Origin of the sequence: Micromonospora sp. NPDC000207 (genome assembly GCF_040300925.1) — a bacterium.
GTDB lineage: Bacteria > Actinomycetota > Actinomycetes > Mycobacteriales > Micromonosporaceae > Micromonospora.
Window position 1 is genome coordinate 1 of sequence record NZ_JBEPEQ010000035.1, and the last position, 23,775, is coordinate 23,775.

The following is a 23,775-nucleotide window of genomic DNA, read 5'->3' on the forward strand; positions in this document are numbered from 1 at the left end:
CCGCCACCCCGCGCTCGCGACGTCGCGCCGGGCCCCCGGGCCCGACGACCACCCTGCCGGTGCCGCCCGGCTGGGTGGTCGACGGGCAGCCGAGGGGTGCGGGTACGTCCTCCAGGGGCCCGTCAGCCGGGGCAGCCTGACGGCGTCAGGTGGCCGCAGGGCCGACGCGCTGCCGCTCGGCCACCCAACCCGGGGTCAGGTCCCCGGAGGGTCAGCCGGGGGCCGCTCGGCCACCGGACTCGGCGTCAGGTGGCCGGGGAGTCGGCGGACTGCCGCTCGGTCACCAGGTCGCCGAGTCGGGCCCGGCCGCCGTCGAAGGCCGTCAGCACCCAGACCCCGTCGGGCAGCAACGCCATCGAGTGCTCGACGTGGGCGGCGAAGGACCGGTCCCGGGTCACCACCGTCCACCCGTCGGCCAGCTCCGCCGTCCTGGGCGACCCCATGGTGATCATCGGTTCGATGGCCAGCGCCATCCCGGGCACCAGACGAGGACCCTTGCCCGGCCGCCCGTGGTTGAGCACGTGCGGGTCCTGGTGCATCTCGGTACCGATGCCGTGGCCGCCGTACCCGTCGACGATGCCGTACCGCCCGCCCTTACGGACGGCCTTCTCCACGGCGTGGGAGATGTCGGTGAGGCGTCCCTTGCCGCTGGCCGCGCCCCGCGCGGCGGCGGCGATCCCGGCCCACATGGCGTCCTCGGCCACCTCGGCCATCCGCAGCAGCGCCGGGTCCACCTCGCCGACCCCCACGGTGATGGCCGCGTCACCGTGCCAACCGTCGAGAACCGCACCGCAGTCGATGGAGATCAGGTCTCCCTCGGCGAGCACCTGCTTCGGGGAGGGGATGGCGTGCACGATCTGCTCGTTGACCGAGGAGCAGATCGAGCCCGGGAAGCCGTGGTAGCCCTTGAACGAGGGCTGGCCGCCCGCCTCACGGATGGTGGACTCCGCGATCGCGTCCAGGTCGGCGGTGCTGACCCCGGGGGCCACCGCCTCCCGCATCCGGCGCAGGGCCTCGGCGACCACCAGTCCGGCGGCCCGCATCTTCTCGACCTGCTCGGGGGTCTTCAGCTGGATGTCCAGCTGGGGACGACGCATGACGCACTCACCTTCCGTCGGCGATTGGGGTGCACACACCGCAGGGCACGGGTACGCGAACGCGTACCCGTGCCTCGCACTCTAACCACGCCGGCAGTCACCGGCAGCCGGAGCACCCGGGCGGTGAATCAGCCGCCGTACGAGCGCAGGGCGTCGATCGCCCGGACCGTGACGTCCTCGACCGGGCCGGTGGCGTCGATCCCCACCAGCTTGCCCTGAGCGCCGTAGTAGTCCACCAACGGGGCGGTCTTCTCGGCGTACTCCCGCAGTCGGGCGGCGATGGTCTCCGGCTTGTCGTCGTCACGCTGGAACAGCTCGGCGCCGCACCTGTCGCAGATGCCGTCCCGGAGCGTGGCGTCGAACTCGACGTGCCAGATCTTGCCGCAGCCCCGGCAGGTCCGCCGACCGGAGAGCCGTCGGATCACCTCGTCGTCGTCGACCACCAACTCAAGGACCAGGTCCAGGGCGGTGCCGAGGTCGGCGAGGAGCTTGTCCAGGGCGGCGGCCTGCGGGGTGGTCCGGGGGAAGCCGTCGAGGAGGAAGCCCTCGGCGGCGTCCGCCTCGGCGAGCCGGTCCCGGACCATGTTGATGGTCACCTCGTCCGGAACCAGCTTGCCCGCGTCCATGTACCGCTTGGCCTCGACCCCCAGGGGCGTGCCCTGGGTGACGTTGGCCCGGAAGATGTCCCCGGTGGAGATCTTCGGCACCGAGAGGTGCGCGGCGATGAACTCTGCCTGTGTGCCTTTGCCCGCGCCCGGCGGGCCAACCAGAACGAGTCGCATCTACCGCAGGAACCCTTCGTAGTTCCGCTGCATCAGTTGGCTCTCGATCTGCTTCACGGTCTCCAGACCGACGCCGACCATGATGAGCACAGCGGTACCGCCGAACGGGAAGTTGACGTACTGCTCGCTGTCCAACCAGATGAAGAAGAAGCTCGGCAGGATCGAGATGACCGCCAGGTAGAGAGAGCCCGGCAGGGTGATCCGGCTGAGGATGAAATCGAGGTAGTCGGCGGTCGGCTTGCCGGGACGGATCCCCGGCACGAAGCCGCCGTACTTCTTCATGTTGTCTGCGACCTCGGTCGGGTTGAACGTGATCGAGACGTAGAAGTACGTGAAGAAGATGATCAGCAGGAAGAAGACCGCGATGTAGATCGGGCTGGTCGGGTTGACCAGGTTGTTCTGGATCCACGCCTGGGTCTTGCCCGGGTCGTTCTGGTCGAAGAACTGCAGGCCCAGCTGCGGGAGGTACAGCAGCGAGGAGCCGAAGATGACCGGGATGACACCCGCCTGGTTGACCTTCAACGGGATGTAGGTCGAGGTGCCGCCGTACATCCGCCGGCCGATCATCCGCTTGGCGTACTGCACCGGGATCCGGCGCTGCGCCTGCTCGATGAAGGTGACGGCGCAGATGACCACCAGAACCAGGGCGATCACCAGGAAGAACATCCCCCAGCCCTTGGACTGCTTGATCTGCCAACCCTCGCTGGGGAGGCGGGCCGCGATCGAGGTGAAGATCAGCACGGACATGCCGTTGCCGACGCCCCGGTCGGTGATCAGCTCGCCCAGCCACATGACCACGCCGGTACCGGCGGTCATCGTCATGACCAGGATCGTCAGGGTCAGCCAGTCCGGGATGCCGGTGTCCCGCGGAATGATGGGCCACTGGTCGCACTGGTTGTTGAAGAGCTGCCCGGAGCGGGCCAGCGCCACGAACGCCGAGGCCTGGAGCACGCCCAGGCCGAGGGTGAGGTACCGGGTGTACTGGGTGATCTTCGCCTGGCCGGCCTGCCCCTCCTTGCGGAGCTGCTCGAGCCGGGGGATCACCACGGTCAGGAGTTGCAGGATGATCGACGCGGTGATGTAGGGCATGATGCCCAGCGCGAAGACCGAGAGCTGCAACAACGCGCCGCCGGAGAAGAGGTTGAGCAGGTTCAGCACACCGGCCGAACCGCCCTCCAACGCGTCCAGGCAGCGCTGCACGTTGCCGTACGAGACGCCGGGGCTGGGCAAAGTGGCACCGAGACGGTAGACCGCGATGATGCCTACTGTGAACAGCAGCTTCTTGCGCAGGTCAGGCGTACGGAACGCACTGAGAAAGGCGGACAGCAACTTCTTCCTCCTGCGCGAGGCGGGCCGCCGGTGAACCCTGGCGGGGCGGGGTGGGTGCCGGGCACACGCCCGATATCCGTAGCTGGGACAGGACTCTAACAGTCCTGTCCGCTTGTGGGCAGGTGTGCCTGGCTACATAAATCAATTCCGATGTTACCTGGCACACATCTCCCGGGTGCACCATGGCGCCCGCCAGTTGAAACCAACCGGGCGGGCGCCATGGTGTTGATATGTCCTACAGCTCGGTGACGGTGCCACCGGCGGCGGTGATCTTCTCCTTGGCCGACGCGCTGAACGCGTGCGCCGACACCTGGAGCGCCACCCCACCGAGGTCACCGGTGCCGAGCACCTTGACCGGGTGACCCTTGCGGACGGCGCCGGACTCGATCAGCTCGACCGGGCCGACCTCGCCGCCGTTGGGGAACAGTTCGGCGAGCCGGTCCAGGTTGATCACCTGGAAGACCACCTTGAACTTGTTCTTGAAGCCCTTCATCTTCGGCAGGCGCATGTGGATGGGCATCTGCCCACCCTCGAACGCCGCCGAGATGTTCTTGCGGGCCTTGGAACCCTTGGTACCGCGACCGGCGGTCTTGCCCTTGGAGCCCTCACCACGACCCACCCGGGTCTTGGCGGTCTTGGACCCCGGCGCCGGGCGCAGGTGGTGGACCTTGATCGTCATTACTCGACCTCCTCGACCTTCACGAGGTGGTTGACCGTGAAGATCATGCCGCGGATCTCCGGCCGGTCCTCCTTGACCACCACGTCGTTGATCCGCTTGAGACCGAGCGAACGCAGCGACTCACGCTGGTTGTGCTTGGTCCCGATCCCGGACCGCACCTGGGTGACCTTCAGGCGCGCCATCAGGACGCCACCCCCGCCCGCGACGCGAGCATGGCCGCCGGCGCGACGTCCTCGACCGGCAGGCCACGACGGGCCGCGACGGCCTCAGGGGACTCGAGCCCCTTCAGCGCCGCCACCGTGGCGTGCACGATGTTGATCGGGTTCGACGAGCCGAGGCTCTTGGAGAGCACGTCGTGGATGCCCGCGCACTCCAGCACCGCGCGCACCGGGCCACCGGCGATGACGCCCGTACCGGCCGAGGCCGGCTTGAGCAGCACCACACCGGCGGCGTCCTCGCCCTGCACCGGGTGCGGGATCGAGGCACCGATCCGGGGCACCTTGAAGAAGTGCTTCTTGGCCTCCTCGACGCCCTTGGCGATCGCCGCGGGCACCTCCTTGGCCTTTCCGTAACCCACGCCGACGGTGCCGTCGCCGTCGCCCACGATCACCAGGGCGGTGAAGCTGAAGCGACGACCACCCTTCACGACCTTGGCGACGCGGTTGATCGCGACGACCCGCTCGAGGTGCGGGGTCTTCTCGACGGGCGCGTTTCCGCGGCCGCCCTCACGGCGGTTGTCGCGGCGACCACCCTCGTTGCCACCGGACCCGCCGCCACGGCGCTGTTGACCTGGCATCAGCAGCCTTCCTTCTCTCTCGTGACGGGGTTTCTTAGAACTCGAGCCCGGCTTCGCGAGCGGCGTCGGCCAGAGCAGCTACCCGCCCCGCGTACCGACTGCCACCGCGGTCGAAGACGACCTTCGAGACGCCGGCGGCCTTCGCCCGCTCGGCGAGCAGCGCACCGACCTTGCCGGCCAGAGCGCTCTTGTCGCCCTCGGCGCCACGCACCGAGGCGTCCAGGGTCGAGGCAGACGCCAGGGTGTGACCCTTGGTGTCGTCCACGATCTGGGCCACGATGTGGCGCAGCGACCGGGTGACCACCAGGCGGGGACGCTCGGCGGTGCCGCTGATGTTCTTGCGGACCCGGAAGTGCCGGCGCGCCCGGCCGACGGCGCGCTTGGCGGCGACGCCGCGGCGGCGCTTGAGCAGCGTGGCGCTCACTTCTTACCTGCCTTTCCGGCCTTGCGGCGGATGACCTCGCCCTGGTACTTCACACCCTTGCCCTTGTACGGCTCCGGGGGGCGGATCTTCCGGATGTTGGCGGCGACCTCGCCGACCAACTGCTTGTCGATGCCGTCCACGTGGAACAGCGTCGGCTTCTCCACCGTGAAGGTGATGCCCTCGGGGGCCCGCACCAGCACCGGGTGCGAGAACCCGAGCGCGAACTCGAGGTCCTTGCCCTTGGCGGTGACCCGGTAACCGGTACCGGCGATCTCCAGGCTCTTGCGGTAGCCCTTGGTCGAGCCCTCGATCAGGTTGAAGAGCAGGGTACGGCTGAGGCCGTGCCGCTCCTTGGCCTTGCGCTCGTCGTTGGGCCGCTTGACGACCAGCTCGCCGTCCTCGCCCCGCTCGACAGTGATCGGCTCGACGACGGTGTGGCTCAGCTCGCCCTTCGGGCCCTTGACCCTGACGGTCTGCCCGTCGATGGTGACGTCGACGCCGGCGGGTACCGGGATCGACTTACGTCCAATACGCGACATTTCTACCTGTCTCCCGTTACCAGACGAAGGCGAGGACTTCCCCGCCAACGCTCCGCTTGCGGGCCTGCCGGTCGGTCAGCAGTCCCTGGGACGTCGAAATGATCGCCACGCCCAGGCCGCCGAGCACCCGCGGGAGCCCGTCGGTCTTGGCGTACACCCGCAGACCGGGCTTGGAGACGCGCTTGATGCCGGCCAGGCTCCGCTCCCGGTTCTGGCCGTACTTCAGCTCGACGACCAGTCGCTTGCCGACGGCGCCCTCCTCGGGCTCCTCGACCGACCAGGTGGCGATGTAGCCCTCGGCCTTCAGGACCTCGGCGATGTTCGCCTTGATCTTGGAGTACGGCATCGTCACCCGGTCGTGGTACGCCTGGTTGGCGTTACGCAGACGCGTGAGCATGTCTGCGATCGGGTCGGTCATCGTCATGGATTTCGTCAGCCTTTCTCGCCGGGGTTCCCGGGGCGGTCCGCCCCGGGCCTACGGCGAAGAGCAATACATGATCGGTGCGGGGGCCCCGGCACGAGCCGGAGCACCGTCGCCCTTACCAGGAAGCCTTGGACACGCCCGGCAGCTCACCGCGGTGGGCCATCTCCCGGATGCACACCCGGCAGAGACCGAACTTACGGTAGACCGCCTTCGGGCGCCCGCACCGCTGGCAGCGGGTGTACGCGCGAACCGAGAACTTCGGCTTCGCGGCCGCCTTGAGGATCAGCGCCTTCTTGGCCATCTCAGTTCTCCTTGAACGGGAAGCCCAGGAGCTTGAGCAGCGCCCGGCCCTCGTCGTCGGTCTTGGCGGTGGTGACCACCGTGATGTCCATGCCCCGCTGCCGATCGATCCGGTCCTGGTCGATCTCGTGGAACACCGACTGCTCGGTCAGGCCGAACGTGTAGTTGCCGTGCCCGTCGAGCTTGCGCCCGTCGAGACCGCGGAAGTCGCGGATACGCGGCAGGGCGATCGAGAGCAGCCGGTCCAGGAACTCCCACATCCGGTCGCCGCGAAGGGTCACCTTCGCACCGATCGGCATGCCCTCACGGAGCTTGAACTGCGCGATGGACTTCGTCGCCCGCCGCACCTGCGGCTTCTGACCGGTGATCGTGGTCAGGTCACGCACCGCGCCGTCGATCAACTTGGCGTCCCGGGCTGCCTCGCCCACACCCATGTTGACGACGATCTTGACCAACCGCGGCACCTGCATGGGGTTGCCGAAGTTGTGCTGCTCCTGCAGCTGCGCCGCGATCTCGTTGCGGTACCGCTCCTTGAGGCGCGGCATGGTCTTCGTTTCGGTCGCCGTGGTCATCACAGGTCCTTACCGGTGCTACGCGCGATGCGGACCTTCTGGCCGTTGTCGTCGATCCGGTAACCGACCCGGGTCGGCTTACCGTCGGAGTCCAGCACCATCACGTTGGAGATGTGGATCGGAGCCTCCTGGGTGACGATGCCACCGGTCTTCGCGCCGCGCTGGGTGGTGCTGACGCGGGTGTGCTTCTTGACCCGGTTCACGCCCTCGACCAGGACCTTGTCCTGCCGCGGGTAGGCCACGATGACCTTGCCCTTGGCACCCTTGTCCTTGCCGGCGATGACGACGACCGTGTCGCCCTTCTTGACCTTCACGGTCACAACACCTCCGGCGCGAGGGAAATGATCTTCATGAACCGCTTGTCCCGCAGCTCCCGACCGACCGGGCCGAAGATACGGGTACCGCGCGGGTCACCACCGTCCTTGATGATGACGGCGGCGTTCTCGTCGAAGCGGATGTACGAGCCGTCCGGCCGCCGCCTCTCCTTCGCGGTGCGGACGACGACGGCCTTGACCACGTCGCCCTTCTTCACACCGGCGCCCGGGATCGCGTCCTTCACGGTGGCCACGATGACGTCGCCGATGCTCGCGTAGCGCCGACCGGAGCCACCGAGAACCCGGATGCACAGGATCTCCCGGGCACCCGTGTTGTCGGCGACGCGCAGTCGCGACTCCTGCTGAATCACGTCTATCTCCTATGTCTGCCGGTTCTCGCAGCCGCACCCGCGGCCGGAGCCTGGCGGAACCTGCGCCCGGCCGACGCCGGGCGAGATCGAGCCTTCGCTACTTGGCCTTTTCCAGGATCTCCACGATCCGCCAACGCTTGGTGGCGGACAGCGGCCGGGTCTCCATGATCAGAACCCGGTCACCGATGCCGGCGCTGTTCTGCTCGTCGTGCACCTTCAGCTTGCTGGTCCGGCGCATGATCTTGCCGTACAGCGCGTGCTTGACCCGGTCCTCGACCTCGACGACGACGGTCTTGTCCATCTTGTCGCTGACCACCAGGCCCTCACGGACCTTACGGCGGGCCCGCACGGGCGCCGTGGCGGTGTTCTCGGTCTCGCTCATGATGCAGTCACCTCACTCGGCGCAGCCGAGAGCCCCAGCTCACGCTCACGCATGATCGTGTAGATCCGGGCGATCTCCCGACGGATGACCTGCAGCCGCCGGTTGTTGTCCAGCTGCCCGGTTGCGGCCTGCACGCGGAGGTTGAACAGCTCCGCCTTGGCCTCCCGCAGCTTCGTGACCAGCTCCTCCTCGGAGAGCTCACGCAGCTCGGAGGCCTTAACGCCCGCTGCCATCAGGATTCACCCACTTCGCGCGTCACAATCCGGCACTTCATCGGGAGCTTGTGGATCGCGCGACGCATCGCCTCGCGGGCCACCTGCTCGTTGGGGAAGGACATCTCGAACAGGATCCGCCCCGGCTTCACGTTCGCGACCCACCACTCCGGCGAACCCTTACCGGAACCCATCCGGGTCTCGGCAGGCTTCTTGGTGAGGGCCTGGTCCGGGAAGACCGAGATCCAGACCTTGCCGCCACGCTTGATGTGACGGGTCATCGCGATACGCGCCGACTCGATCTGACGGTTGGTCACGTACGCCGGCTCGAGAGCCTGGATCCCGAACTCGCCGAACACCACCCGGTTACCACCCTTGGACATTCCACTGCGGTCCGGGTGGTGCGGCTTGCGGAAGCCCTTCGGGGGCTTGCGCGGCATCAGCATCTGTCAGCCCTCCTGCTGCGTTTCTGCCGGAGTCGAAACGGCCGAGGCGACAGCAGCGCTGTCGACCGGCTCGCCGCTCGGCGTCTCGGCCTGCTGCGCGACGGTGGTCGCGGCAGCCCGGCCGGCGTCGGTGCCGCCGGGGGTCGTACCGGAGGAGCCGGAACGACCACGACGCGGCCGCTCGGGGCGGTCACCGCGGTCACGGCGCGGGCGCGACGGAGCCTCGGCCGGAGTCTCCCGACCCGGCACCGCGTCACCCTTGTAGATCCAGACCTTCACACCGATCCGGCCGAAGGTGGTACGGGCCTCGAAGAAGCCGTACTCGATGTTGGCCCGCAGCGTGTGCAGCGGAACCCGACCCTCGCGGTAGAACTCGGTACGGCTCATCTCGGCACCGCCGAGTCGACCCGAGACCTGCACCCGGATGCCCTTGCAGACCGGGTTCTTCATGGCCGACTGCATGGCCTTACGCATCGCGCGACGGAAGCTGACCCGGCTGGAGAGCTGCTCGGCGACGCCCTGGGCGACCAGCTGCGCATCCGACTCGGGGTTCTTCACCTCGATGATGTTCAGCTGCACCTGCTTGCCGGTGAGCTTCTCCAGCTTGCCGCGGATCTTGTCGGCCTCCGCACCCTTACGGCCGATGACGATGCCCGGCCGGGCGGTGTGGATGTCGACCCGGACCCGGTCCCGGGTCCGCTCGATGTCGACCTTGGAGATGCCGGCCCGCTCCAGCCCACTGGACATCATCCGGCGGATCTTCACGTCCTCGCCGATGTAGTCCTTGTAGAGCTTGTCCGCGAACCAGCGGGACTTCCAGTCGGTCGAGATGCCGAGCCGGAACCCGTGCGGGTGAACCTTCTGACCCATTACTCGGCGCCCTCCGTCTTGCTCTCCGTCTCGGCGGCCTCGGCCGGCTGCGCCGGAGCGGCCTTCTTCGCCGCGGACTTCTTCGGAGCGGCCGGTGCGACCGCCTCGACCGCCACGGTGATGTGACAGGTCCGCTTCCGGATCCGGTACGCCCGGCCCTGCGCCCGAGGCTGGAACCGCTTCATGGTCGGGCCCTCGTCGACGAAAGCCTCGCTCACGAGCAGCGCATCGGGGTCCAGCCGCTCGTTGTTCTCCGCGTTGGCGATCGCGCTCGCGAGCACCTTGTACACCTGCTCGCTCGCAGCCTGCGGCGCGAACTGCAGCACCGTGAGCGCCTCCTTCGCGGGCAGGCCGCGGACGAGGTTGACCACCCGGCGCGCCTTCATCGGCGAGATGCGCACGTACCGCGCAACCGCCCGCGCGCCCGGAAGCACCGGAGCGTCGCCCTTTCCTGGCATCGCTGTAACCCCTTGATCCTCTATCCGTATGCCCGCGGCTTCAGCGCCGACGGCTCTTCCGGTCGTCCTTCTCGTGACCCTTGAACGTACGGGTCAGCGCGAACTCGCCGAGCTTGTGCCCGACCATCGCCTCGGTCACGAACACCGGCACGTGCTTGCGACCGTCGTGCACCGCGATCGTGTGCCCGAGCATGTCCGGGATGATCATCGAGCGCCGCGACCAGGTCTTGATCACGTTCTTCGTGCCCTTTTCGTTCTGCACCACCACCTTCTTGTACAGGTGGTCGTCGACGAACGGGCCCTTCTTCAGGCTGCGAGGCATCTTCTATCTCCCTCAGCCGCGCTTACGCGTGGCGTAGCGGCGGCGGACGATCAGCCGGTCACTCGGCTGGCCCTTGCGACGGGTGCGGCCCTCGGGCTTACCCTGCGGGTTCACCGGGTGGCGACCACCGGAGGTCTTACCCTCACCACCACCGTGCGGGTGGTCGACCGGGTTCATGGCGACACCACGGACGGTCGGGCGCTTGCCCTTCCACCGCATCCGGCCGGCCTTGCCCCAGTTGATGTTCGACTGGTCGGCGTTGCCGATCTCGCCGATGCTGGCCCGGCAGCGCACGTCGACCCGCCGGATCTCACCGGAGGGCATCCGCAGGGTCGCGTACGCGCCCTCACGGCCGAGCAGCTGGATGCCGGTACCGGCCGAACGGGCCAGCTTCGCCCCACCGCCGGGGCGCAGCTCCACCGCGTGCACGGTGCTACCGACCGGGATGTTGCGCAGCGCCAGGTTGTTGCCCGGCTTGATGTCCGCGCCCGGGCCCGACTCGACGGTGTCGCCCTGCTTGAGGTCCTTCGGCGCGAGAATGTACCGCTTCTCGCCGTCGGCGTAGTGCAGCAGCGCGATCCGCGAGGTGCGGTTCGGGTCGTACTCGATGTGGGCGACCTTCGCCGGCACGCCGTCCTTGTCGACCCGCTTGAAGTCGATCAGACGGTACTGGCGCTTGTGGCCACCACCCTGGTGCCGCGCCGTGATCCGGCCGTGGACGTTACGTCCACCCTTCTTCGGCAGCGGAACCAGCAGCGACTTCTCCGGCGTGGACCGGGTGATCTCGGCGAAGTCGGCGACGCTGGAGCCACGACGGCCCGGCGTCGTCGGCTTGTACTTACGGATAGCCATTGTCTACACCCCTCAGCTGACCGGGCCGCCGAAGGCCTCGATACGGTCACCGTCAGCCAGCTTCACGATCGCCCGCTTGGTGGCCTTGCGCTGGCCGAAACCCGTACGGGTCCGCTTGCGCTTGCCCTCGCGGTTGAGCGTGTTGACCGTCAGGACGCGGACGTTGAAGATCTGCTGGATAGCGATCTTGATCGCGGTCTTGTTGGCGTCCGGGTGCACCAGGAAGGTGTACCAGTTGCGGTTCAGCTCGCTGTAGCTCTTCTCCGAGACGACCGGCGCCACGATGATGTCGCGCGGGTCGGCGATCGTGCTCACTTGCCACCCTCCTCGGTGGTCTCGGCGGGCACCCCGAGGAACTCGTCCAGGGCGTCCTTGGTGAAGACCACGTCGTCAGCCACCAGCACGTCGTACGTGTTGAGCTGACCGGCCTCGATGAGGTGCACCCGCGACACGTTGCGCAGGGACAGCCAGTTCAACTCGTCGGTGCTGGGCAGCACGACCAGTACGCGCTTGGCCGTGGTCAGCTTCTCCAGGGTGGCCAGTGCCGCCTTGGTCGAAGGCTTGTCGCCGGAGAGGAAGGCCTCCACGACGTGCACCTGTCCGGCGCGGGCCCGGTCGGAGAGGGCACCGCGCAGCGCGGCGGCCTTCATCTTCTTCGGGGTCCGCTGACTGTAGTCGCGCGGCACCGGGCCGTGGACCACGCCACCGCCGGCGAACTGCGGCGCGCGGATCGAGCCCTGCCGGGCACGACCGGTGCCCTTCTGCTTGTACGGCTTCTTGCCGCCACCGGCGACCTCGCCGCGGGTCTTGGTCTTGTGCGTGCCCTGGCGTGCCGCCGCGAGCTGACCCACCACTACCTGGTGCATCAGCGCGACGTTCGCCTGGACGTCGAAGATGTCGGCCGGCAGCTCGACGGAGCCGCTCTTGCCGCCCTCGACGGTCAGGACGTCGACGGTGGTCACTTGCCAGCACCACCCTTCTTCGCCTTGGTCTTGGCCGCGGTACGGACCAGCACCAGCGCGCCCTTCGGGCCCGGGATGGCACCGCGGACGAGCAGGAGGTTGTTCTCGGTGTCGACAGCCTGGACGGTCAGGTTCTGGACGGTGAAACGAACTCCACCCATCCGACCTGCCATCCGGGTGCCCTTGAAGACCCGGCCCGGCGTGGCACACGCGCCGATGGAGCCCGGCGAGCGGTGCTTGCGCTGGACACCGTGGCTGGCCCGCAGACCGTGGAAGCCGTGACGCTTCATCGGTCCGGCGTAGCCCTTGCCCTTGGTCCGGCCGGTGACGTCGATCGAGAGGCCGGCCGGGAACTCCTCGACCGTGACCTCCTGGCCGAGCGAGTAGTCGGCGGCGGTGCTGGTGCGCAGCTCGACGATGTGCCGACGCGGCGCGACGTCCGCCTTGGCGTAGTGCCCGCTGACCGGCTTCTTGACCTTGCGCGGGTCGATCGCTCCGTACGCCAGCTGGACCGCGGAGTAACCGTCCTTGTCGGCGTCACGGATCTGGCTGATGACGCAGGGACCGGCCTGAACCACGGTCACCGGGACAACTCGGTTGTTGTCCCAGACCTGGGTCATGCCGAGCTTTGCGCCCAGGATCCCCTTAACTTCCCTGTCCATTTGTCCGGTCCCTACAGCTTGATCTCGATGTCGACGCCAGCCGGCAGGTCGAGGCGCATGAGCGAGTCGACCGTCTTCGGGGTCGGGTCGATGATGTCGATCAGCCGCTTGTGCGTACGCATCTCGAAGTGCTCGCGCGAGTCCTTGTACTTGTGCGGCGAGCGGATGACGCAGAAACGGTTGATTTCCGTGGGCAGCGGCACCGGGCCAGCGACCTGCGCCCCGGTACGCGTCACCGTCTCGACGATCTTCCGAGCCGAGGAGTCGACGACCTCGTGGTCATAGGCCTTGAGCCGGATGCGGATCTTCTGTCCCGCCATGGTGGCTTCTGTTCCTTCTCTCGATGCCGCTGTGTCGCGGGTGCCCGTGCCGGCTGGCACGAACCCTCTTCGCCGACCCCCGCGGTCGGGCGTGTCGCGCCCGGTGACCAGGCTCCGCCCCGAGGCTCCGGAGCGATCCCGACCCGCGTATGGGTCAAGGCGCCGATCGCACTACCGCGACCTGAACGCCGTGCGAGGGTGGTTGACGACAAGGCCGTCAACCACCCTACGCCCGACTGTTCTTCCGTCCGGCGATTCAACACAAACCGAACTCGAACGGCGAACCGTCGTTACGCAACCTGACTAGTATGCCGCACGCTCGACGGCAACGCTAATCGGGGTTACCTAGCTCACTTGACGATCTTGGTGACGAACCCGGCGCCGACGGTGCGGCCACCCTCGCGGATCGCGAACTTGAGGTTCTCCTCCATGGCGATGGGCTGGATCAGCTTCACCGCCATGGTGGTGTTGTCACCCGGCATGACCATCTCGGTGCCCTCGGGCAGCGTGACGACGCCGGTGACGTCAGTGGTGCGGAAGTAGAACTGCGGACGGTAGTTCTGGAAGAACGGGGTGTGCCGTCCACCCTCCTCCTTGGAGAGGATGTAGACGGTCGCCTCGAACTCCGTGTGCGGGGTCGTGGTGCCCGGCTTGACGACCACCATGCCGCGCTCGACGTCCTCGCGCTTGGTACCGCGCAGCAGCAGACCGACGTTCTCGCCTGCGCGGGCGTCGTCCAGGGTCTTCCGGAACATCTCGATCGCGGTGACCTTGGTCTTGAAGCCCTTCTCGCGGATGCCGACGACCTCGACGTCCTCGTTCGGGAGCAGCACGCCACGCTCGACGCGACCGGTGACCACGGTGCCACGACCGGTGATGGTGAAGACGTCCTCGACGGGCATGAGGAACGGCTTCTCGGTCTCGCGCTCCGGCTGCGGGATCGCGGTGTCGACCGCGCTCATCAGCTCGAGCAGCTTCTCGGTCCAGACCGGGTCGCCCTCGAGGGCCTTCAGCGCGGAGACCTGGACGACCGGCAGGTCGTCACCCGGGTACTCCTGAGCCGAGAGCAGCTCACGGACCTCGAGCTCGACGAGCTCCAGGAGCTCCTCGTCGTCGACCATGTCGCTCTTGTTGAGCGCCACGACGATGTACGGCACACCGACCTGACGGGCCAGCAGCACGTGCTCGCGGGTCTGCGGCATCGGGCCGTCGGTCGCCGCCACCACCAGGATCGCGCCGTCCATCTGCGCGGCACCGGTGATCATGTTCTTGATGTAGTCGGCGTGCCCGGGGCAGTCGACGTGCGCGTAGTGCCGCGCCTCGGTCTGGTACTCGACGTGCGCGATCGAGATCGTGATGCCCCGGGCCTTCTCCTCCGGCGCCTTGTCGATCTCGTCGAACGGCGTGTACGGGTTGAGGTCGGGGTACTGGTCGTGCAGGACCTTGGTGATGGCCGCCGTCAGCGTCGTCTTACCGTGGTCGATGTGACCAATGGTGCCGATGTTGACGTGCGGCTTAGTCCGCTCGAACTTCGCCTTCGCCACTGGTGTCCTCCTGTGGACTTTCTTGGTTCGTACGCCCGGCCCGCCGTATGGCGTTTCAGGACTCTGTCGACAGCCTTTCCGGCCTTGGTGACCGGAGAGCTTTGGTGGGTTCTGCGGCGATGAAGCCTACAGGCCCGGTCTCACGCAACCCGACCGCGGTGGTCGCGGACGCGGGTAACCACCCACGACCACCGACGGCTCATCAGATCATGCCCGGTTGAGCGTCACTCACCCGTGGCCTTGGCGATGATCTCCTTCGCGACGCTCTGCGGAACCTCCGCGTAGGAGTCGAACTGCATGCTGTAGCTAGCCCGGCCCTGGGTCTTCGACCGCAGGTCGCCGACGTAGCCGAACATCTCCGACAACGGCACCAGGGCCCGGACGACACGGGCGCCGCTGCGCTCCTCCATCGCCTGGATGATGCCACGGCGGGAGTTCAGGTCACCGATGACGTCACCCATGTTCTCCTCGGGAGTGGTGACCTCAACGGCCATCATCGGCTCGAGCAGCGCGGGATCGGCCTTGCGGGCCGCGTCCTTCATCACCATCGAGCCGGCGATCTTGAATGCCATCTCGGACGAGTCGACCTCGTGGTACTGACCGTCGAGAAGGGTCAGCTTCACTCCCACCAGCGGGAAGCCGGCCAGGATGCCGTACTGCATGGCGTCCTGCGCACCGGCGTCCACCGACGGGATGAACTCCCGGGGGATACGGCCACCGGTGACGGCGTTGGCGAACTCGTAGGTCGGCGCGTCGTTGCCCAGCGGCAGCGGCTCCAGGCTGATGATCACCCGGGCGTACTGGCCGGAACCACCGGTCTGCTTCTTGTGGGTGTACTCGACCTTCTCCACCTTGCGGCGGATGGTCTCGCGGTACGCCACCTGCGGCTTACCGATGTTCGCCTCGACGTTGAACTCGCGGCGCATCCGGTCGACCAGGATGTCCAGGTGCAGCTCGCCCATGCCGGAGATGACCGTCTGACCGGTCTGGTCGTCCAGCTTCACGCGGAAGGTCGGGTCCTCCTCGGCGAGCCGCTGGATGGCGGTGCTGAGCTTCTCCTGGTCGGCCTTGGTCTTGGGCTCGATCGCAACCTCGATGACCGGCTCCGGGAAGGTCATCGACTCCAGGATGACCGGGTTCGCCGAGTCGCAGAGGGTGTCACCGGTGGTGGTCTGCTTCAGACCCTGCACCGCGATGATGTCGCCGGCCTTGGCGGAGCCACGCTCCTCACGCTTGTTGGCGTGCATCTGGTAGATCTTGCCGACCCGCTCCTTGCGGTCCTTGGTGGAGTTGACCACCTGGGACCCGGTCTCGACCACGCCGGAGTAGACCCGGACGTAGGTGAGCTTGCCGAGGTGCTTGTCGGTCTGGATCTTGAACGCCAGGCCGGAGAAGGGCTCCGAGGGCGAGGGCTTACGCAGCAGCGGCGTCTCGCCGTCGGTCGCCGTACCCTCGATCGCCGGGATGTCCAGCGGCGACGGCAGGAAGTCGATGACGGCGTCGAGCATGGGCTGGACGCCCTTGTTCTTGAACGCCGAGCCGCAGAGCACCGGGTTGGCCTTGCTGGCGATGGTGGCCCGCCGGATGGCGGCCTTGATCTCCTCGGCGGAGATCTCCTCGCCCTCCAGGTACTTCTCCATGACCGCGTCGTCGACGTCGGCCAGGGTCTCCATCAGCTTCTCGCGCCACTCGGCGGCGGAGTCGGCCAGCTCGGCCGGGATCTCCTCGACCGCGTAGTCCTCGCCCTTCTGGGTCTCGCCACGCCAGGTGAGGGCACGCATTCCGATCAGGTCGACGACGCCGATGTGGTCGCCCTCGAGCCCGATCGGGATCTGGAGGACCAGCGGGGTCGCGTTGAGCCGGTCGATCATCATCTGCACGCAGCGGAAGAAGTCGGCACCGGTGCGGTCGAGCTTGTTGACGAAGCACATCCGCGGAACGTCGTACTTGTCAGCCTGACGCCAGACGTTCTCCGTCTGGGGCTCGACACCGGCGACCCCGTCGTAGACGGCGACAGCACCGTCGAGGACCCGCAGCGACCGCTCGACCTCGACCGTGAAGTCGACGTGGCCGGGCGTGTCGATGATCTGGATCGTGTGGCCCTTCCACTCACACTTGGTGGCGGCGGAGGTGATCGTGATCCCCCGCTCCTGCTCCTGCTCCATCCAGTCCATGACGGCGGCGCCCTCGTGGACCTCACCGATCTTGTACGTGATGCCGGTGTAGAACAGGATCCGCTCAGTGGTCGTGGTCTTACCGGCATCGATGTGCGCCATGATGCCGATGTTGCGTACGTTGGCGAGCGCGTCTGCGGCGGCCACTTCAATCCCTACTTATCGTCGTCCCGACACAACTGGCTGCGGTTCCGGCGCCGGGTGGGCGCCGGAACCAATGTGTTACCAGCGGTAGTGCGCGAAGGCCTTGTTGGACTCCGCCATCTTGTGAGTGTCCTCGCGCCGCTTGACCGCAGCGCCCAGACCGTTGCTGGCGTCCAGCAGCTCGTTCATGAGCCGCTCGACGATCGTCTTCTCCCGACGGGCCCGGCTGTAGCTGACCAGCCAACGCAGGCCCAGGGTGGTCGCCCGGGCGGGGCGGACCTCGACCGGCACCTGGTAGGTGGCGCCACCGACCCGGCGGCTGCGCACCTCGAGGGTCGGCTTGACGTTGTCCATCGCCCGCTTCAGGGTGACGACCGGGTCGGTGCCGGACTTCTCGCGGCAACCCTCCAGGGCGGCGTACACGATGCGCTCGGCGAGCTGACGCTTACCGCGCATCAGGATCTTGTTCACCAGCTGGGTGACCAGCGGCGAGTTGTACACCGGGTCAGCGACCAGCGGCTTCCGCGGAGCGGGTCCCTTACGCGGCATGTCAGCTCTTCTCCTTCTTCGCGCCGTAACGGCTGCGCGCCTGCTTGCGGTTACGGACACCCTGGGTGTCGAGCGAACCGCGGACGATCTTGTACCGCACGCCGGGGAGGTCCTTCACCCGGCCACCACGCACGAGCACGATCGAGTGCTCCTGCAGGTTGTGACCGACGCCGGGGATGTAGGCGGTCACCTCGATCTGGCTGCTGAGCTTGACACGAGCGACCTTGCGGAGCGCCGAGTTCGGCTTCTTCGGGGTGGTGGTGTAGACCCGCGTGCAGACGCCTCGCCGCTGCGGGCTTCCCTTCAGTGCGGGCGTCTTGGTCTTGGTCGTCTTGGCCTGGCGGCCCTTACGGACCAGCTGCTGAATGGTGGGCACCGGGTTTCTCCGCTCCCTTCGGCCGCCTGTCGCGGCCGCGCCGTCTGCTCGTTAGCCGCCCTGCTGGACAGCTCTCCTACCTTCCGACCAGGTCCCCTTGTCGGGGGTCCCGGCACCCGCGGTCGGGCGTGTCGACCTTCCCGCGGTTCCGGTGACGCCGCTTCCGCCGCGCACCGGTTCGTCCTGTCGACCGGGACGCAACCGCCACCAGCCGGATATGTGGCTTGCCGTGTCGCTACACGATCACCGAGTCACCGGTTCAGCGCACGCACGAGTTGCCCGGGCAGGCCCGGGCACAAGGGGAAAGAGTACCTACCACAGGCGCACAGGTCAAAACGGAACCGGCCCCCCGGCCGCACCCGGCCAAGGGCTCGATCCGATCGTCGACCAACCGTCTCGCCTGCCCACCCGCGATGGGCACCTATGAACGCAAGTGTAGCCGCTCGAACCGGAAACGACTCAACGCCCCCGAGAGCCGCCGGGTCCGTACCCCCGGAGCCCCGGACCGGGCCGTCGTCGTCGGCCGCACCCCGCCTCGGACCGGCAGTCGCCGGCTACGGAGGCACCCGGCCTCGGACCAGCCGTCGTCGCTACGGCGGCACCCTGCCTCGAACGTACCGCCGAGGCCGTCAGACGTAGGTCACCAGGAGTCCGAGAGCCAGCCCCAGGAGGGTGCACACCGCGCCAACCCCGCCGCAACTGATCCCGGCGATGGCCAGCCCGCGACCGGTGAACCGCACTGCGGGCGGGGTCGACGGCCGGCGGATCTGGCGGAGGGCGAACAGACCGGCGACGATCGCACCCGCTCCGGTCAGCACCCCCAGCGCGGTGAAGGCCCCGGCCGCCCAGGCCCCGGAGAGTTCGCCCGCAGCGATCCCCAGGCAGCCGACCAGCATCGACACCAGGATCGAGGCGACCCCGGCGACGAGCGAACCGATAGCCAGACCGGAGGTGACCGGCGCGACGTCGAGGTGCACCACGCCGAAGGGGGTACCCGGCACCGCGTCCACCCGGGCCGGGCGGCTGAGCGCGTCCGCTGGAGGTGGGGGAACAGGCGGTGCTCCCCAAGCAGGTCCCGGCCCCCACCCCGGGTGGGAGACCGGCGCCACCGGGTACGGCGACCACCCGCCCCCGGGCGACTGGGACGGCGGCGGCGACCACCCGCCCTCAGGCGACTGGTTCGCCGGTGGTGACCACCCACCACCGGAAGCTGGGGACGGCGGCGGTGGCGGACCCGTCGTCGGATGAGCCGACGGCATCTCGGGTGCCCCCTGAGACGGTCCTCCCCGTCCGGCCTCCGACGGCCACGCCGGTTCCGTCACGCGGTCCTCCTGTCGCAGAGTGCCCCCGCCCACCGGCGGTCACCCGGTCAGGCTACCGCCGCAGGGGCGGACGTCCGGCCCCGGCGGGTGATGGTCACCCGCCGGTCGGCTCCCCCGTCCCGGTGGTCAGTCGACGTTCGAGTCGAAGTCCTGGCCGACAGGCGCCTGGGCCAGCCCCACCACGCCGGCGATCAGGAGCAGCACCAGGCAGGCCGCGAAGAGCACCAGACCGGTCCAGGCCAGCCGCTCTCCCCGGCGTAGCCAGGCCGCGCCGGTCAGGAAACCCCCCGAGGCGTACGCCTCCCGGCGGGCCTGCCGGGCGAGCAGCAGCGCCACGGTGGCCGGTACCACGCCACCGACGAACAACCCGGTGCACGCCGCCACCAGACCCAGGGCGAAGACCGCCCGGGCCTTCGTCGAGCGGACCGGCTCCGGGTCGAGCGGGTGACGCGGCGGTTGGTACCCGATGGGCACCTGCCCGGCTGCGATCGTCATGTCCCCATCATGCCCCGCCGGTCGGCACCGGCGCTCCGAACCGTACCGGCGGGGACCGGGACGCCCACCGACCCCTCGGGGCCCGGCGACGACGAAGAGGCCCCCGACGGTCGCCGGGGGCCTCTTCGGTTCAGCAGATCTAGCGGTACGACCCGAAGTCGAAGTCGTCCAGCGGCACTGCCTGCCCGCTGGCCGGTCCGAAGCCGTAGTCGGTCTCCGGGTACCCGGTCATCGAGTAGACCTTGGCCTTCGCCTCCTCGGTCGGCTCGACCCGGACGTTGCGGTACTTGCTGATGCCCGTACCGGCCGGGATGAGCTTACCGATGATCACGTTCTCCTTCAGGCCGATCAGCGAGTCGCTGCGGGCGTGGATCGCCGCGTCCGTCAGCACCCGGGTGGTCTCCTGGAAGGAGGCCGCCGACAGCCAGGAGTCGGTGGCCAACGAGGCCTTGGTGATACCCATCAGGACCGGACGACCGGCAGCGGGCTCGCCACCCTCACCGACGAGCCGGCGGTTCTCCGACTCGAACAGCGCCCGGTCGACGAGCACGCCCGGCAGGAACTCGGTCGAGCCGGAGTCGATGACCGTCACCCGCTTCAGCATCTGCCGGATGATGATCTCGATGTGCTTGTCGTGGATGAGCACACCCTGCGAGCGGTAGACCTCCTGGACCTCCTGGGTCAGGTGGACCTGGACCGCGCGCGGGCCGAGGATGCGCAGCAGCTCGTGCGGGTCGATGGTGCCCTCGGTGAGCTTCTCGCCGACCTCGACGTGGTCCCCGTCGTGGGTCCGCAGCCGGACCCGCTTGGAGATCTTGTCGTAGACGATCTCGTCGCTGCCGTCGTCCGGCACCACGATGATCTTCCGCGACCGCTCGGCGTCCTCGATCCGGACCCGACCCGGGGTGTCGGCGATGGGCGCCTTGCCCTTCGGGATCCGGGCCTCGAAGATCTCCTGGACACGCGGCAGACCCTGGGTGATGTCCTCACCGGCCACACCACCGGTGTGGAAGGTCCGCATCGTCAGCTGCGTACCCGGCTCACCGATCGACTGGGCGGCGATGATGCCGACCGCCTCGCCGACGTCCACGGTCTTGCCGGTGGGCAGCGAACGCCCGTAGCAGGCACCGCAGACACCGAGCTTCGACTCGCAGGTCAGGACGCTGCGGACCCGGATCGTCTCCGCGCCGGCGGCGACGATCCGCTCGACAACGATCGAGTTGATGTCCACGCCCCGCTCGGCGACGACGGTGCCGTCCGGCCCCTTGATGTCGTCGGCCAGGGTACGGGCGTGCACGCTGGTCTCCGCGTGCTCGTGGACCACCAGCTTCCCGTCGAGGCGCTGACCCACCTGCATCGGGATCGCCCGGTCGGTGCCGCAGTCCTCCTCACGGATGATGACGTCCTGCGACACGTCCACCAGACGCCGGGTCAGGTAACCCGAGTCGGCGGTCCGCAGCGCCGTGTCCGCCAGACCCTTACGGGCACCGTGGGTGGAGATGAAGTACTCCAGGACGGAGAGGCCCTCCCGGTACGACGCCTTGATCGGACGCGGGATGATCTCACCCTTGGGGTTGGCCACCAGGCCACGGATCGCAGCGATCTGCCGGAGCTGGAGCAGGTTACCGCGAGCACCCGAGTGGATCATCTTCCACAGCGGGTTCTCCTGCGGCAGCGCGGTGTCCATCTCCTTGGCGACCTCGTTCGTCGCCTTGGTCCAGATCTCGATGAGTTCGCCGCGACGCTCCTCGGCGGTCATCAGACCACGCTGGTACTGCTTGTCGATCCGGTCGGCTTCCTTCTCGTACCGCTCCAGGATCTCCCGCTTGCGCGGCGGAGCGATGACGTCCTCCATGCCGATGGTGACGCCGGACCAGGTGGCCCAGTGGAAACCGGCCTCCTTGAGCCCGTCCAGGGTGGCGGCCAGCGCCACCTTCGGGAACCGCTCGGCGAGGTCGTTGACGATCGCCGAGAGCTGTCCCTTGCGGATCTCGTAGTTCACGAAGCGGTAGCCCTGCGGCAGCGTCTCGTTGAACAGCACCCGGCCCAGGGTGGTCTCGACGGTGAGCGGCTCACCCTCGGTCCAGCCCTCCGGGGCGACCCACTGCTCGGCACCGGCGCCGTTGTCGACACCGATCAGCCCGTGCAGGCGGATCTTCACCGGCGTCTGCAGGTGCAGCTCGCCGTTGTCGAACGCCATCCGGGCCTCGGCGTCCGAGCTGAACGCCCGCCCTTCGCCCTTCTCACCGGCGGTCAGGTGGGTGAGGTGGTAGAGACCGATGACCATGTCCTGGGTGGGCATGGTGACCGGCTTGCCGTCGGCCGGCTTGAGGATGTTGTTCGACGACAGCATCAGGATCCGCGCCTCGGCCTGGGCCTCGGCCGACAGCGGTACGTGCACCGCCATCTGGTCACCGTCGAAGTCGGCGTTGAACGCGGTGCAGACCAGCGGGTGGATCTGGATCGCCTTGCCCTCGACCAGCTGCGGCTCGAAGGCCTGGATGCCCAGTCGGTGCAGGGTCGGCGCGCGGTTCAGCAGCACCGGGTGCTCGCCGATGACCTCTTCCAGCACGTCCCACACGACCGGCCGCTGCCGCTCGACCATCCGCTTGGCGGACTTGATGTTCTGGGCGTGGTTGAGGTCGACGAGCCGCTTCATCACGAACGGCTTGAACAGCTCCAGCGCCATCTGCTTGGGCAGACCGCACTGGTGCAGCTTCAGCTTCGGGCCGACCACGATGACTGAACGGCCGGAGTAGTCGACGCGCTTGCCGAGCAGGTTCTGCCGGAACCGGCCCTGCTTGCCCTTGAGCATGTCCGACAGCGACTTCAGCGGCCGGTTACCCGGGCCGGTGACCGGACGACCCCGACGGCCGTTGTCGAACAGCGCGTCGACGGCCTCCTGGAGCATCCGCTTCTCGTTGTTGACGATGATCTCGGGCGCGCCGAGGTCGATCAGCCGCTTGAGCCGGTTGTTCCGGTTGATCACGCGGCGGTACAGGTCGTTCAGGTCGGAGGTGGCGAACCGGCCACCGTCGAGCTGCACCATCGGACGCAGGTCCGGCGGGATGACCGGAACGCAGTCCAGCACCATGCCCAGCGGAGAGTTGCGGGTGTTCAGGAACGCGGCCACGACCTTGAGGCGCTTGAGCGCGCGGATCTTCCGCTGCCCCTTGCCGCTGCGGATGGTCTCCCGCAGGTTCTCCGCCTCGGCGATGAGGTCCATGTTCTGGACCAGCGCCTTGATCGCCTCGGCGCCCATCGCGCCGGTGAAGTACTCACCGAAGCGGTCGCGCAGCTCCCGGTAGAGCAGCTCGTCGGTGACCAGCTGCTTCGAGTCCAGCTTGCGGAAGGTGTCCAGGACCTCGTCGAGACGGTCGATCTCGCGCTGGGCCCGGTCGCGGATCTGGCGCATCTCGCGCTCTCCGCCCTCCTTGACCTTGCGCCGGACGTCCGCCTTCGCGCCCTCGGCCTCCAGCTCGGCCAGGTCGCCCTCCAGCTTGGCGGCCCGCTTCTCGATCTCGGAGTCGCGGCTGTTCTCCGACTGCCGCTTCTCGGCCAGGATCTCGTTCTCGATCGTCGAGAGGTCACGGTGACGCGCCTCGGCGTCGACGCTCGTGACCACGTACGATGCGAAGTAGATGATCTTTTCGAGATCCTTGGGAGCCAGGTCGAGCAGGTAACCGAGCCGACTCGGGACCCCCTTGAAGTACCAGATGTGGGTGACCGGCGCGGCCAGCTCGATGTGCCCCATCCGCTCACGGCGGACCTTGGAGCGGGTCACCTCGACGCCGCAACGCTCACAGATGATGCCCTTGAACCGGACCCGCTTGTACTTTCCGCAGTAGCACTCCCAGTCCCGCTGAGGACCGAAGATCTTCTCGCAGAAGAGTCCGTCCTTTTCCGGCTTGAGGGTGCGGTAGTTGATCGTCTCGGGCTTCTTGACCTCGCCGTGCGACCACTGACGGATGTCGTCGGCGGTGGCGAGCCCGATCCGGAGCTCGTCGAAGAAGTTGACGTCGAGCACTTGGTTATCCCTCACATCAAGTCAGCTCGGT

At 68.0% G+C, this 23,775-nt stretch carries 31 protein-coding genes; all 31 read right to left on the reverse strand.

Annotation, left to right across the window (positions count from 1 at the left end; translation table 11 throughout):
* Nucleotides 1-245: 245 nt before the first annotated feature.
* Nucleotides 246-1,097 (reverse strand): type I methionyl aminopeptidase, encoded by an 852-nt coding sequence (gene map, locus ABT336_RS11225; protein ID WP_350896405.1) that lies wholly within the window; start codon nucleotides 1,095-1,097, stop codon nucleotides 246-248.
* Between the two features lie 128 nt (nucleotides 1,098-1,225).
* Nucleotides 1,226-1,879 carry an adenylate kinase gene (locus ABT336_RS11230; RefSeq protein ID WP_350896406.1) on the reverse strand — a complete coding sequence of 218 codons (654 nt, stop codon included), beginning with the start codon at nucleotides 1,877-1,879 and terminating at the stop codon, nucleotides 1,226-1,228.
* On the reverse strand, nucleotides 1,880-3,208 hold the full coding sequence (gene secY, locus ABT336_RS11235) for a preprotein translocase subunit SecY (RefSeq protein WP_350896407.1): 1,329 nt from the start codon (nucleotides 3,206-3,208) through the stop codon (nucleotides 1,880-1,882).
* A 235-nt stretch (nucleotides 3,209-3,443) separates the two neighbouring features.
* The gene (gene rplO / locus ABT336_RS11240; RefSeq protein WP_350896408.1) at nucleotides 3,444-3,887 is read right to left on the reverse strand and encodes a 50S ribosomal protein L15; all 444 of its coding nucleotides are present in this window, start codon (nucleotides 3,885-3,887) and stop codon (nucleotides 3,444-3,446) included.
* The gene (gene rpmD, locus ABT336_RS11245) at nucleotides 3,887-4,069 is read right to left on the reverse strand and encodes a 50S ribosomal protein L30 (protein WP_326551337.1); all 183 of its coding nucleotides are present in this window, start codon (nucleotides 4,067-4,069) and stop codon (nucleotides 3,887-3,889) included. The genes rplO and rpmD overlap by 1 nt, the downstream gene beginning before the upstream one ends.
* Nucleotides 4,069-4,683, reverse strand: coding sequence for a 30S ribosomal protein S5 (rpsE, locus tag ABT336_RS11250; protein WP_067359624.1), 615 nt, complete (start codon nucleotides 4,681-4,683; stop codon nucleotides 4,069-4,071). The genes rpmD and rpsE overlap by 1 nt, the downstream gene beginning before the upstream one ends.
* A 34-nt stretch (nucleotides 4,684-4,717) precedes the next feature.
* Nucleotides 4,718-5,107 (reverse strand): 50S ribosomal protein L18, encoded by a 390-nt coding sequence (rplR, locus tag ABT336_RS11255; protein WP_502891156.1) that lies wholly within the window; start codon nucleotides 5,105-5,107, stop codon nucleotides 4,718-4,720.
* Nucleotides 5,104-5,646: a 50S ribosomal protein L6 gene (gene rplF / locus ABT336_RS11260; RefSeq protein ID WP_350896409.1), complete on the reverse strand. Its 543-nt coding sequence runs from the start codon at nucleotides 5,644-5,646 to the stop codon at nucleotides 5,104-5,106. Before rplF ends, rplR begins: the two co-directional genes overlap by 4 nt.
* Before the next feature lie 16 nt (nucleotides 5,647-5,662).
* Complete coding sequence (gene rpsH, locus ABT336_RS11265; RefSeq protein ID WP_350896410.1) at nucleotides 5,663-6,070, reverse strand: 30S ribosomal protein S8; 408 nt, start codon at nucleotides 6,068-6,070, stop codon at nucleotides 5,663-5,665.
* A gap of 115 nt (nucleotides 6,071-6,185) precedes the next feature.
* Nucleotides 6,186-6,371, reverse strand: coding sequence for a type Z 30S ribosomal protein S14 (locus tag ABT336_RS11270; RefSeq protein WP_007073023.1), 186 nt, complete (start codon nucleotides 6,369-6,371; stop codon nucleotides 6,186-6,188).
* A gap of 1 nt (nucleotide 6,372) precedes the next feature.
* Nucleotides 6,373-6,942 carry a 50S ribosomal protein L5 gene (rplE, locus tag ABT336_RS11275; protein ID WP_350896411.1) on the reverse strand — a complete coding sequence of 190 codons (570 nt, stop codon included), beginning with the start codon at nucleotides 6,940-6,942 and terminating at the stop codon, nucleotides 6,373-6,375.
* On the reverse strand, nucleotides 6,942-7,262 hold the full coding sequence (gene rplX, locus ABT336_RS11280; protein WP_350896412.1) for a 50S ribosomal protein L24: 321 nt from the start codon (nucleotides 7,260-7,262) through the stop codon (nucleotides 6,942-6,944). The genes rplE and rplX overlap by 1 nt, the downstream gene beginning before the upstream one ends.
* Nucleotides 7,259-7,627 (reverse strand): 50S ribosomal protein L14, encoded by a 369-nt coding sequence (gene rplN, locus ABT336_RS11285; protein ID WP_007465279.1) that lies wholly within the window; start codon nucleotides 7,625-7,627, stop codon nucleotides 7,259-7,261. Before rplN ends, rplX begins: the two co-directional genes overlap by 4 nt.
* Nucleotides 7,628-7,724: 97 nt before the next feature.
* On the reverse strand, nucleotides 7,725-8,009 hold the full coding sequence (gene rpsQ / locus ABT336_RS11290) for a 30S ribosomal protein S17 (protein WP_350896413.1): 285 nt from the start codon (nucleotides 8,007-8,009) through the stop codon (nucleotides 7,725-7,727).
* Nucleotides 8,006-8,242, reverse strand: a complete 237-nt coding sequence (rpmC, locus tag ABT336_RS11295) for a 50S ribosomal protein L29 (protein WP_350896414.1) — start codon at nucleotides 8,240-8,242, stop codon at nucleotides 8,006-8,008. The genes rpsQ and rpmC overlap by 4 nt, the downstream gene beginning before the upstream one ends.
* Nucleotides 8,242-8,667, reverse strand: a complete 426-nt coding sequence (rplP, locus tag ABT336_RS11300) for a 50S ribosomal protein L16 (RefSeq protein ID WP_350896415.1) — start codon at nucleotides 8,665-8,667, stop codon at nucleotides 8,242-8,244. Before rplP ends, rpmC begins: the two co-directional genes overlap by 1 nt.
* A gap of 3 nt (nucleotides 8,668-8,670) precedes the next feature.
* A complete protein-coding gene (gene rpsC / locus ABT336_RS11305; protein ID WP_350896416.1) occupies nucleotides 8,671-9,537 on the reverse strand; it encodes a 30S ribosomal protein S3 in 867 nt (288 codons plus the stop codon).
* Nucleotides 9,537-9,995, reverse strand: coding sequence for a 50S ribosomal protein L22 (gene rplV, locus ABT336_RS11310; RefSeq protein ID WP_350896417.1), 459 nt, complete (start codon nucleotides 9,993-9,995; stop codon nucleotides 9,537-9,539). The genes rpsC and rplV overlap by 1 nt, the downstream gene beginning before the upstream one ends.
* Nucleotides 9,996-10,035: 40 nt before the next feature.
* Nucleotides 10,036-10,317, reverse strand: coding sequence for a 30S ribosomal protein S19 (rpsS, locus tag ABT336_RS11315; protein WP_350896418.1), 282 nt, complete (start codon nucleotides 10,315-10,317; stop codon nucleotides 10,036-10,038).
* A gap of 12 nt (nucleotides 10,318-10,329) precedes the next feature.
* Complete coding sequence (gene rplB, locus ABT336_RS11320; protein ID WP_350896419.1) at nucleotides 10,330-11,169, reverse strand: 50S ribosomal protein L2; 840 nt, start codon at nucleotides 11,167-11,169, stop codon at nucleotides 10,330-10,332.
* Nucleotides 11,170-11,181: 12 nt separating this feature from the next.
* The gene (rplW, locus tag ABT336_RS11325) at nucleotides 11,182-11,484 is read right to left on the reverse strand and encodes a 50S ribosomal protein L23 (RefSeq protein WP_350896420.1); all 303 of its coding nucleotides are present in this window, start codon (nucleotides 11,482-11,484) and stop codon (nucleotides 11,182-11,184) included.
* Nucleotides 11,481-12,131, reverse strand: coding sequence for a 50S ribosomal protein L4 (rplD, locus tag ABT336_RS11330; protein WP_350896421.1), 651 nt, complete (start codon nucleotides 12,129-12,131; stop codon nucleotides 11,481-11,483). The genes rplW and rplD overlap by 4 nt, the downstream gene beginning before the upstream one ends.
* Nucleotides 12,128-12,793: a 50S ribosomal protein L3 gene (rplC, locus tag ABT336_RS11335; protein WP_350896422.1), complete on the reverse strand. Its 666-nt coding sequence runs from the start codon at nucleotides 12,791-12,793 to the stop codon at nucleotides 12,128-12,130. The genes rplD and rplC overlap by 4 nt, the downstream gene beginning before the upstream one ends.
* Nucleotides 12,794-12,804: 11 nt before the next feature.
* Nucleotides 12,805-13,113, reverse strand: coding sequence for a 30S ribosomal protein S10 (gene rpsJ / locus ABT336_RS11340; protein WP_007073037.1), 309 nt, complete (start codon nucleotides 13,111-13,113; stop codon nucleotides 12,805-12,807).
* A 350-nt stretch (nucleotides 13,114-13,463) separates the two neighbouring features.
* Entirely contained in the window at nucleotides 13,464-14,657 is a 1,194-nt protein-coding gene (gene tuf, locus ABT336_RS11345; protein WP_350896423.1) for an elongation factor Tu, read from the reverse strand.
* Nucleotides 14,658-14,881: 224 nt separating this feature from the next.
* Complete coding sequence (fusA, locus tag ABT336_RS11350; RefSeq protein WP_350896424.1) at nucleotides 14,882-16,978, reverse strand: elongation factor G; 2,097 nt, start codon at nucleotides 16,976-16,978, stop codon at nucleotides 14,882-14,884.
* A gap of 75 nt (nucleotides 16,979-17,053) precedes the next feature.
* Nucleotides 17,054-17,524 carry a 30S ribosomal protein S7 gene (rpsG, locus tag ABT336_RS11355; protein WP_350896425.1) on the reverse strand — a complete coding sequence of 157 codons (471 nt, stop codon included), beginning with the start codon at nucleotides 17,522-17,524 and terminating at the stop codon, nucleotides 17,054-17,056.
* 1 nt (nucleotide 17,525) lies between these two features.
* Complete coding sequence (gene rpsL / locus ABT336_RS11360) at nucleotides 17,526-17,900, reverse strand: 30S ribosomal protein S12 (protein ID WP_007465318.1); 375 nt, start codon at nucleotides 17,898-17,900, stop codon at nucleotides 17,526-17,528.
* Nucleotides 17,901-18,529: 629 nt separating this feature from the next.
* Nucleotides 18,530-18,901 carry a hypothetical protein gene (locus ABT336_RS11365; RefSeq protein WP_350896426.1) on the reverse strand — a complete coding sequence of 124 codons (372 nt, stop codon included), beginning with the start codon at nucleotides 18,899-18,901 and terminating at the stop codon, nucleotides 18,530-18,532.
* Between the two features lie 447 nt (nucleotides 18,902-19,348).
* The gene (locus ABT336_RS11370; protein ID WP_350896427.1) at nucleotides 19,349-19,717 is read right to left on the reverse strand and encodes a hypothetical protein; all 369 of its coding nucleotides are present in this window, start codon (nucleotides 19,715-19,717) and stop codon (nucleotides 19,349-19,351) included.
* A 139-nt stretch (nucleotides 19,718-19,856) separates the two neighbouring features.
* Entirely contained in the window at nucleotides 19,857-23,744 is a 3,888-nt protein-coding gene (locus tag ABT336_RS11375) for a DNA-directed RNA polymerase subunit beta' (RefSeq protein ID WP_350896428.1), read from the reverse strand.
* Between the last annotated feature and the right edge of the window lie 31 nt (nucleotides 23,745-23,775).

Bases quoted from the DNA above. Each gene is read 5' to 3' on its own strand.
- map (WP_350896405.1), bottom strand. From the start codon at position 1,097: ATGCGTCGTCCCCAGCTGGACATCCAGCTGAAGACCCCCGAGCAGGTC.
- ABT336_RS11230 (WP_350896406.1), bottom strand. From the start codon at position 1,879: ATGCGACTCGTTCTGGTTGGCCCGCCGGGCGCGGGCAAAGGCACACAG.
- rplO (WP_350896408.1), bottom strand. From the start codon at position 3,887: ATGACGATCAAGGTCCACCACCTGCGCCCGGCGCCGGGGTCCAAGACC.
- rpmD (WP_326551337.1), bottom strand. From the start codon at position 4,069: ATGGCGCGCCTGAAGGTCACCCAGGTGCGGTCCGGGATCGGGACCAAG.
- rpsE (WP_067359624.1), bottom strand. From the start codon at position 4,683: ATGCCAGGTCAACAGCGCCGTGGCGGCGGGTCCGGTGGCAACGAGGGT.
- rplF (WP_350896409.1), bottom strand. From the start codon at position 5,646: ATGTCGCGTATTGGACGTAAGTCGATCCCGGTACCCGCCGGCGTCGAC.
- rpsH (WP_350896410.1), bottom strand. From the start codon at position 6,070: ATGACGATGACCGACCCGATCGCAGACATGCTCACGCGTCTGCGTAAC.
- ABT336_RS11270 (WP_007073023.1), bottom strand. From the start codon at position 6,371: ATGGCCAAGAAGGCGCTGATCCTCAAGGCGGCCGCGAAGCCGAAGTTC.
- rplE (WP_350896411.1), bottom strand. From the start codon at position 6,942: ATGACCACGGCGACCGAAACGAAGACCATGCCGCGCCTCAAGGAGCGG.
- rpsQ (WP_350896413.1), bottom strand. From the start codon at position 8,009: ATGAGCGAGACCGAGAACACCGCCACGGCGCCCGTGCGGGCCCGCCGT.
- rpmC (WP_350896414.1), bottom strand. From the start codon at position 8,242: ATGGCAGCGGGCGTTAAGGCCTCCGAGCTGCGTGAGCTCTCCGAGGAG.
- rplP (WP_350896415.1), bottom strand. From the start codon at position 8,667: ATGCTGATGCCGCGCAAGCCCCCGAAGGGCTTCCGCAAGCCGCACCAC.
- rpsC (WP_350896416.1), bottom strand. From the start codon at position 9,537: ATGGGTCAGAAGGTTCACCCGCACGGGTTCCGGCTCGGCATCTCGACC.
- rplV (WP_350896417.1), bottom strand. From the start codon at position 9,995: ATGCCAGGAAAGGGCGACGCTCCGGTGCTTCCGGGCGCGCGGGCGGTT.
- rpsS (WP_350896418.1), bottom strand. From the start codon at position 10,317: ATGCCTCGCAGCCTGAAGAAGGGCCCGTTCGTCGACGACCACCTGTAC.
- rplB (WP_350896419.1), bottom strand. From the start codon at position 11,169: ATGGCTATCCGTAAGTACAAGCCGACGACGCCGGGCCGTCGTGGCTCC.
- rplC (WP_350896422.1), bottom strand. From the start codon at position 12,793: ATGGACAGGGAAGTTAAGGGGATCCTGGGCGCAAAGCTCGGCATGACC.
- rpsJ (WP_007073037.1), bottom strand. From the start codon at position 13,113: ATGGCGGGACAGAAGATCCGCATCCGGCTCAAGGCCTATGACCACGAG.
- rpsG (WP_350896425.1), bottom strand. From the start codon at position 17,524: ATGCCGCGTAAGGGACCCGCTCCGCGGAAGCCGCTGGTCGCTGACCCG.
- ABT336_RS11370 (WP_350896427.1), bottom strand. From the start codon at position 19,717: ATGACGATCGCAGCCGGGCAGGTGCCCATCGGGTACCAACCGCCGCGT.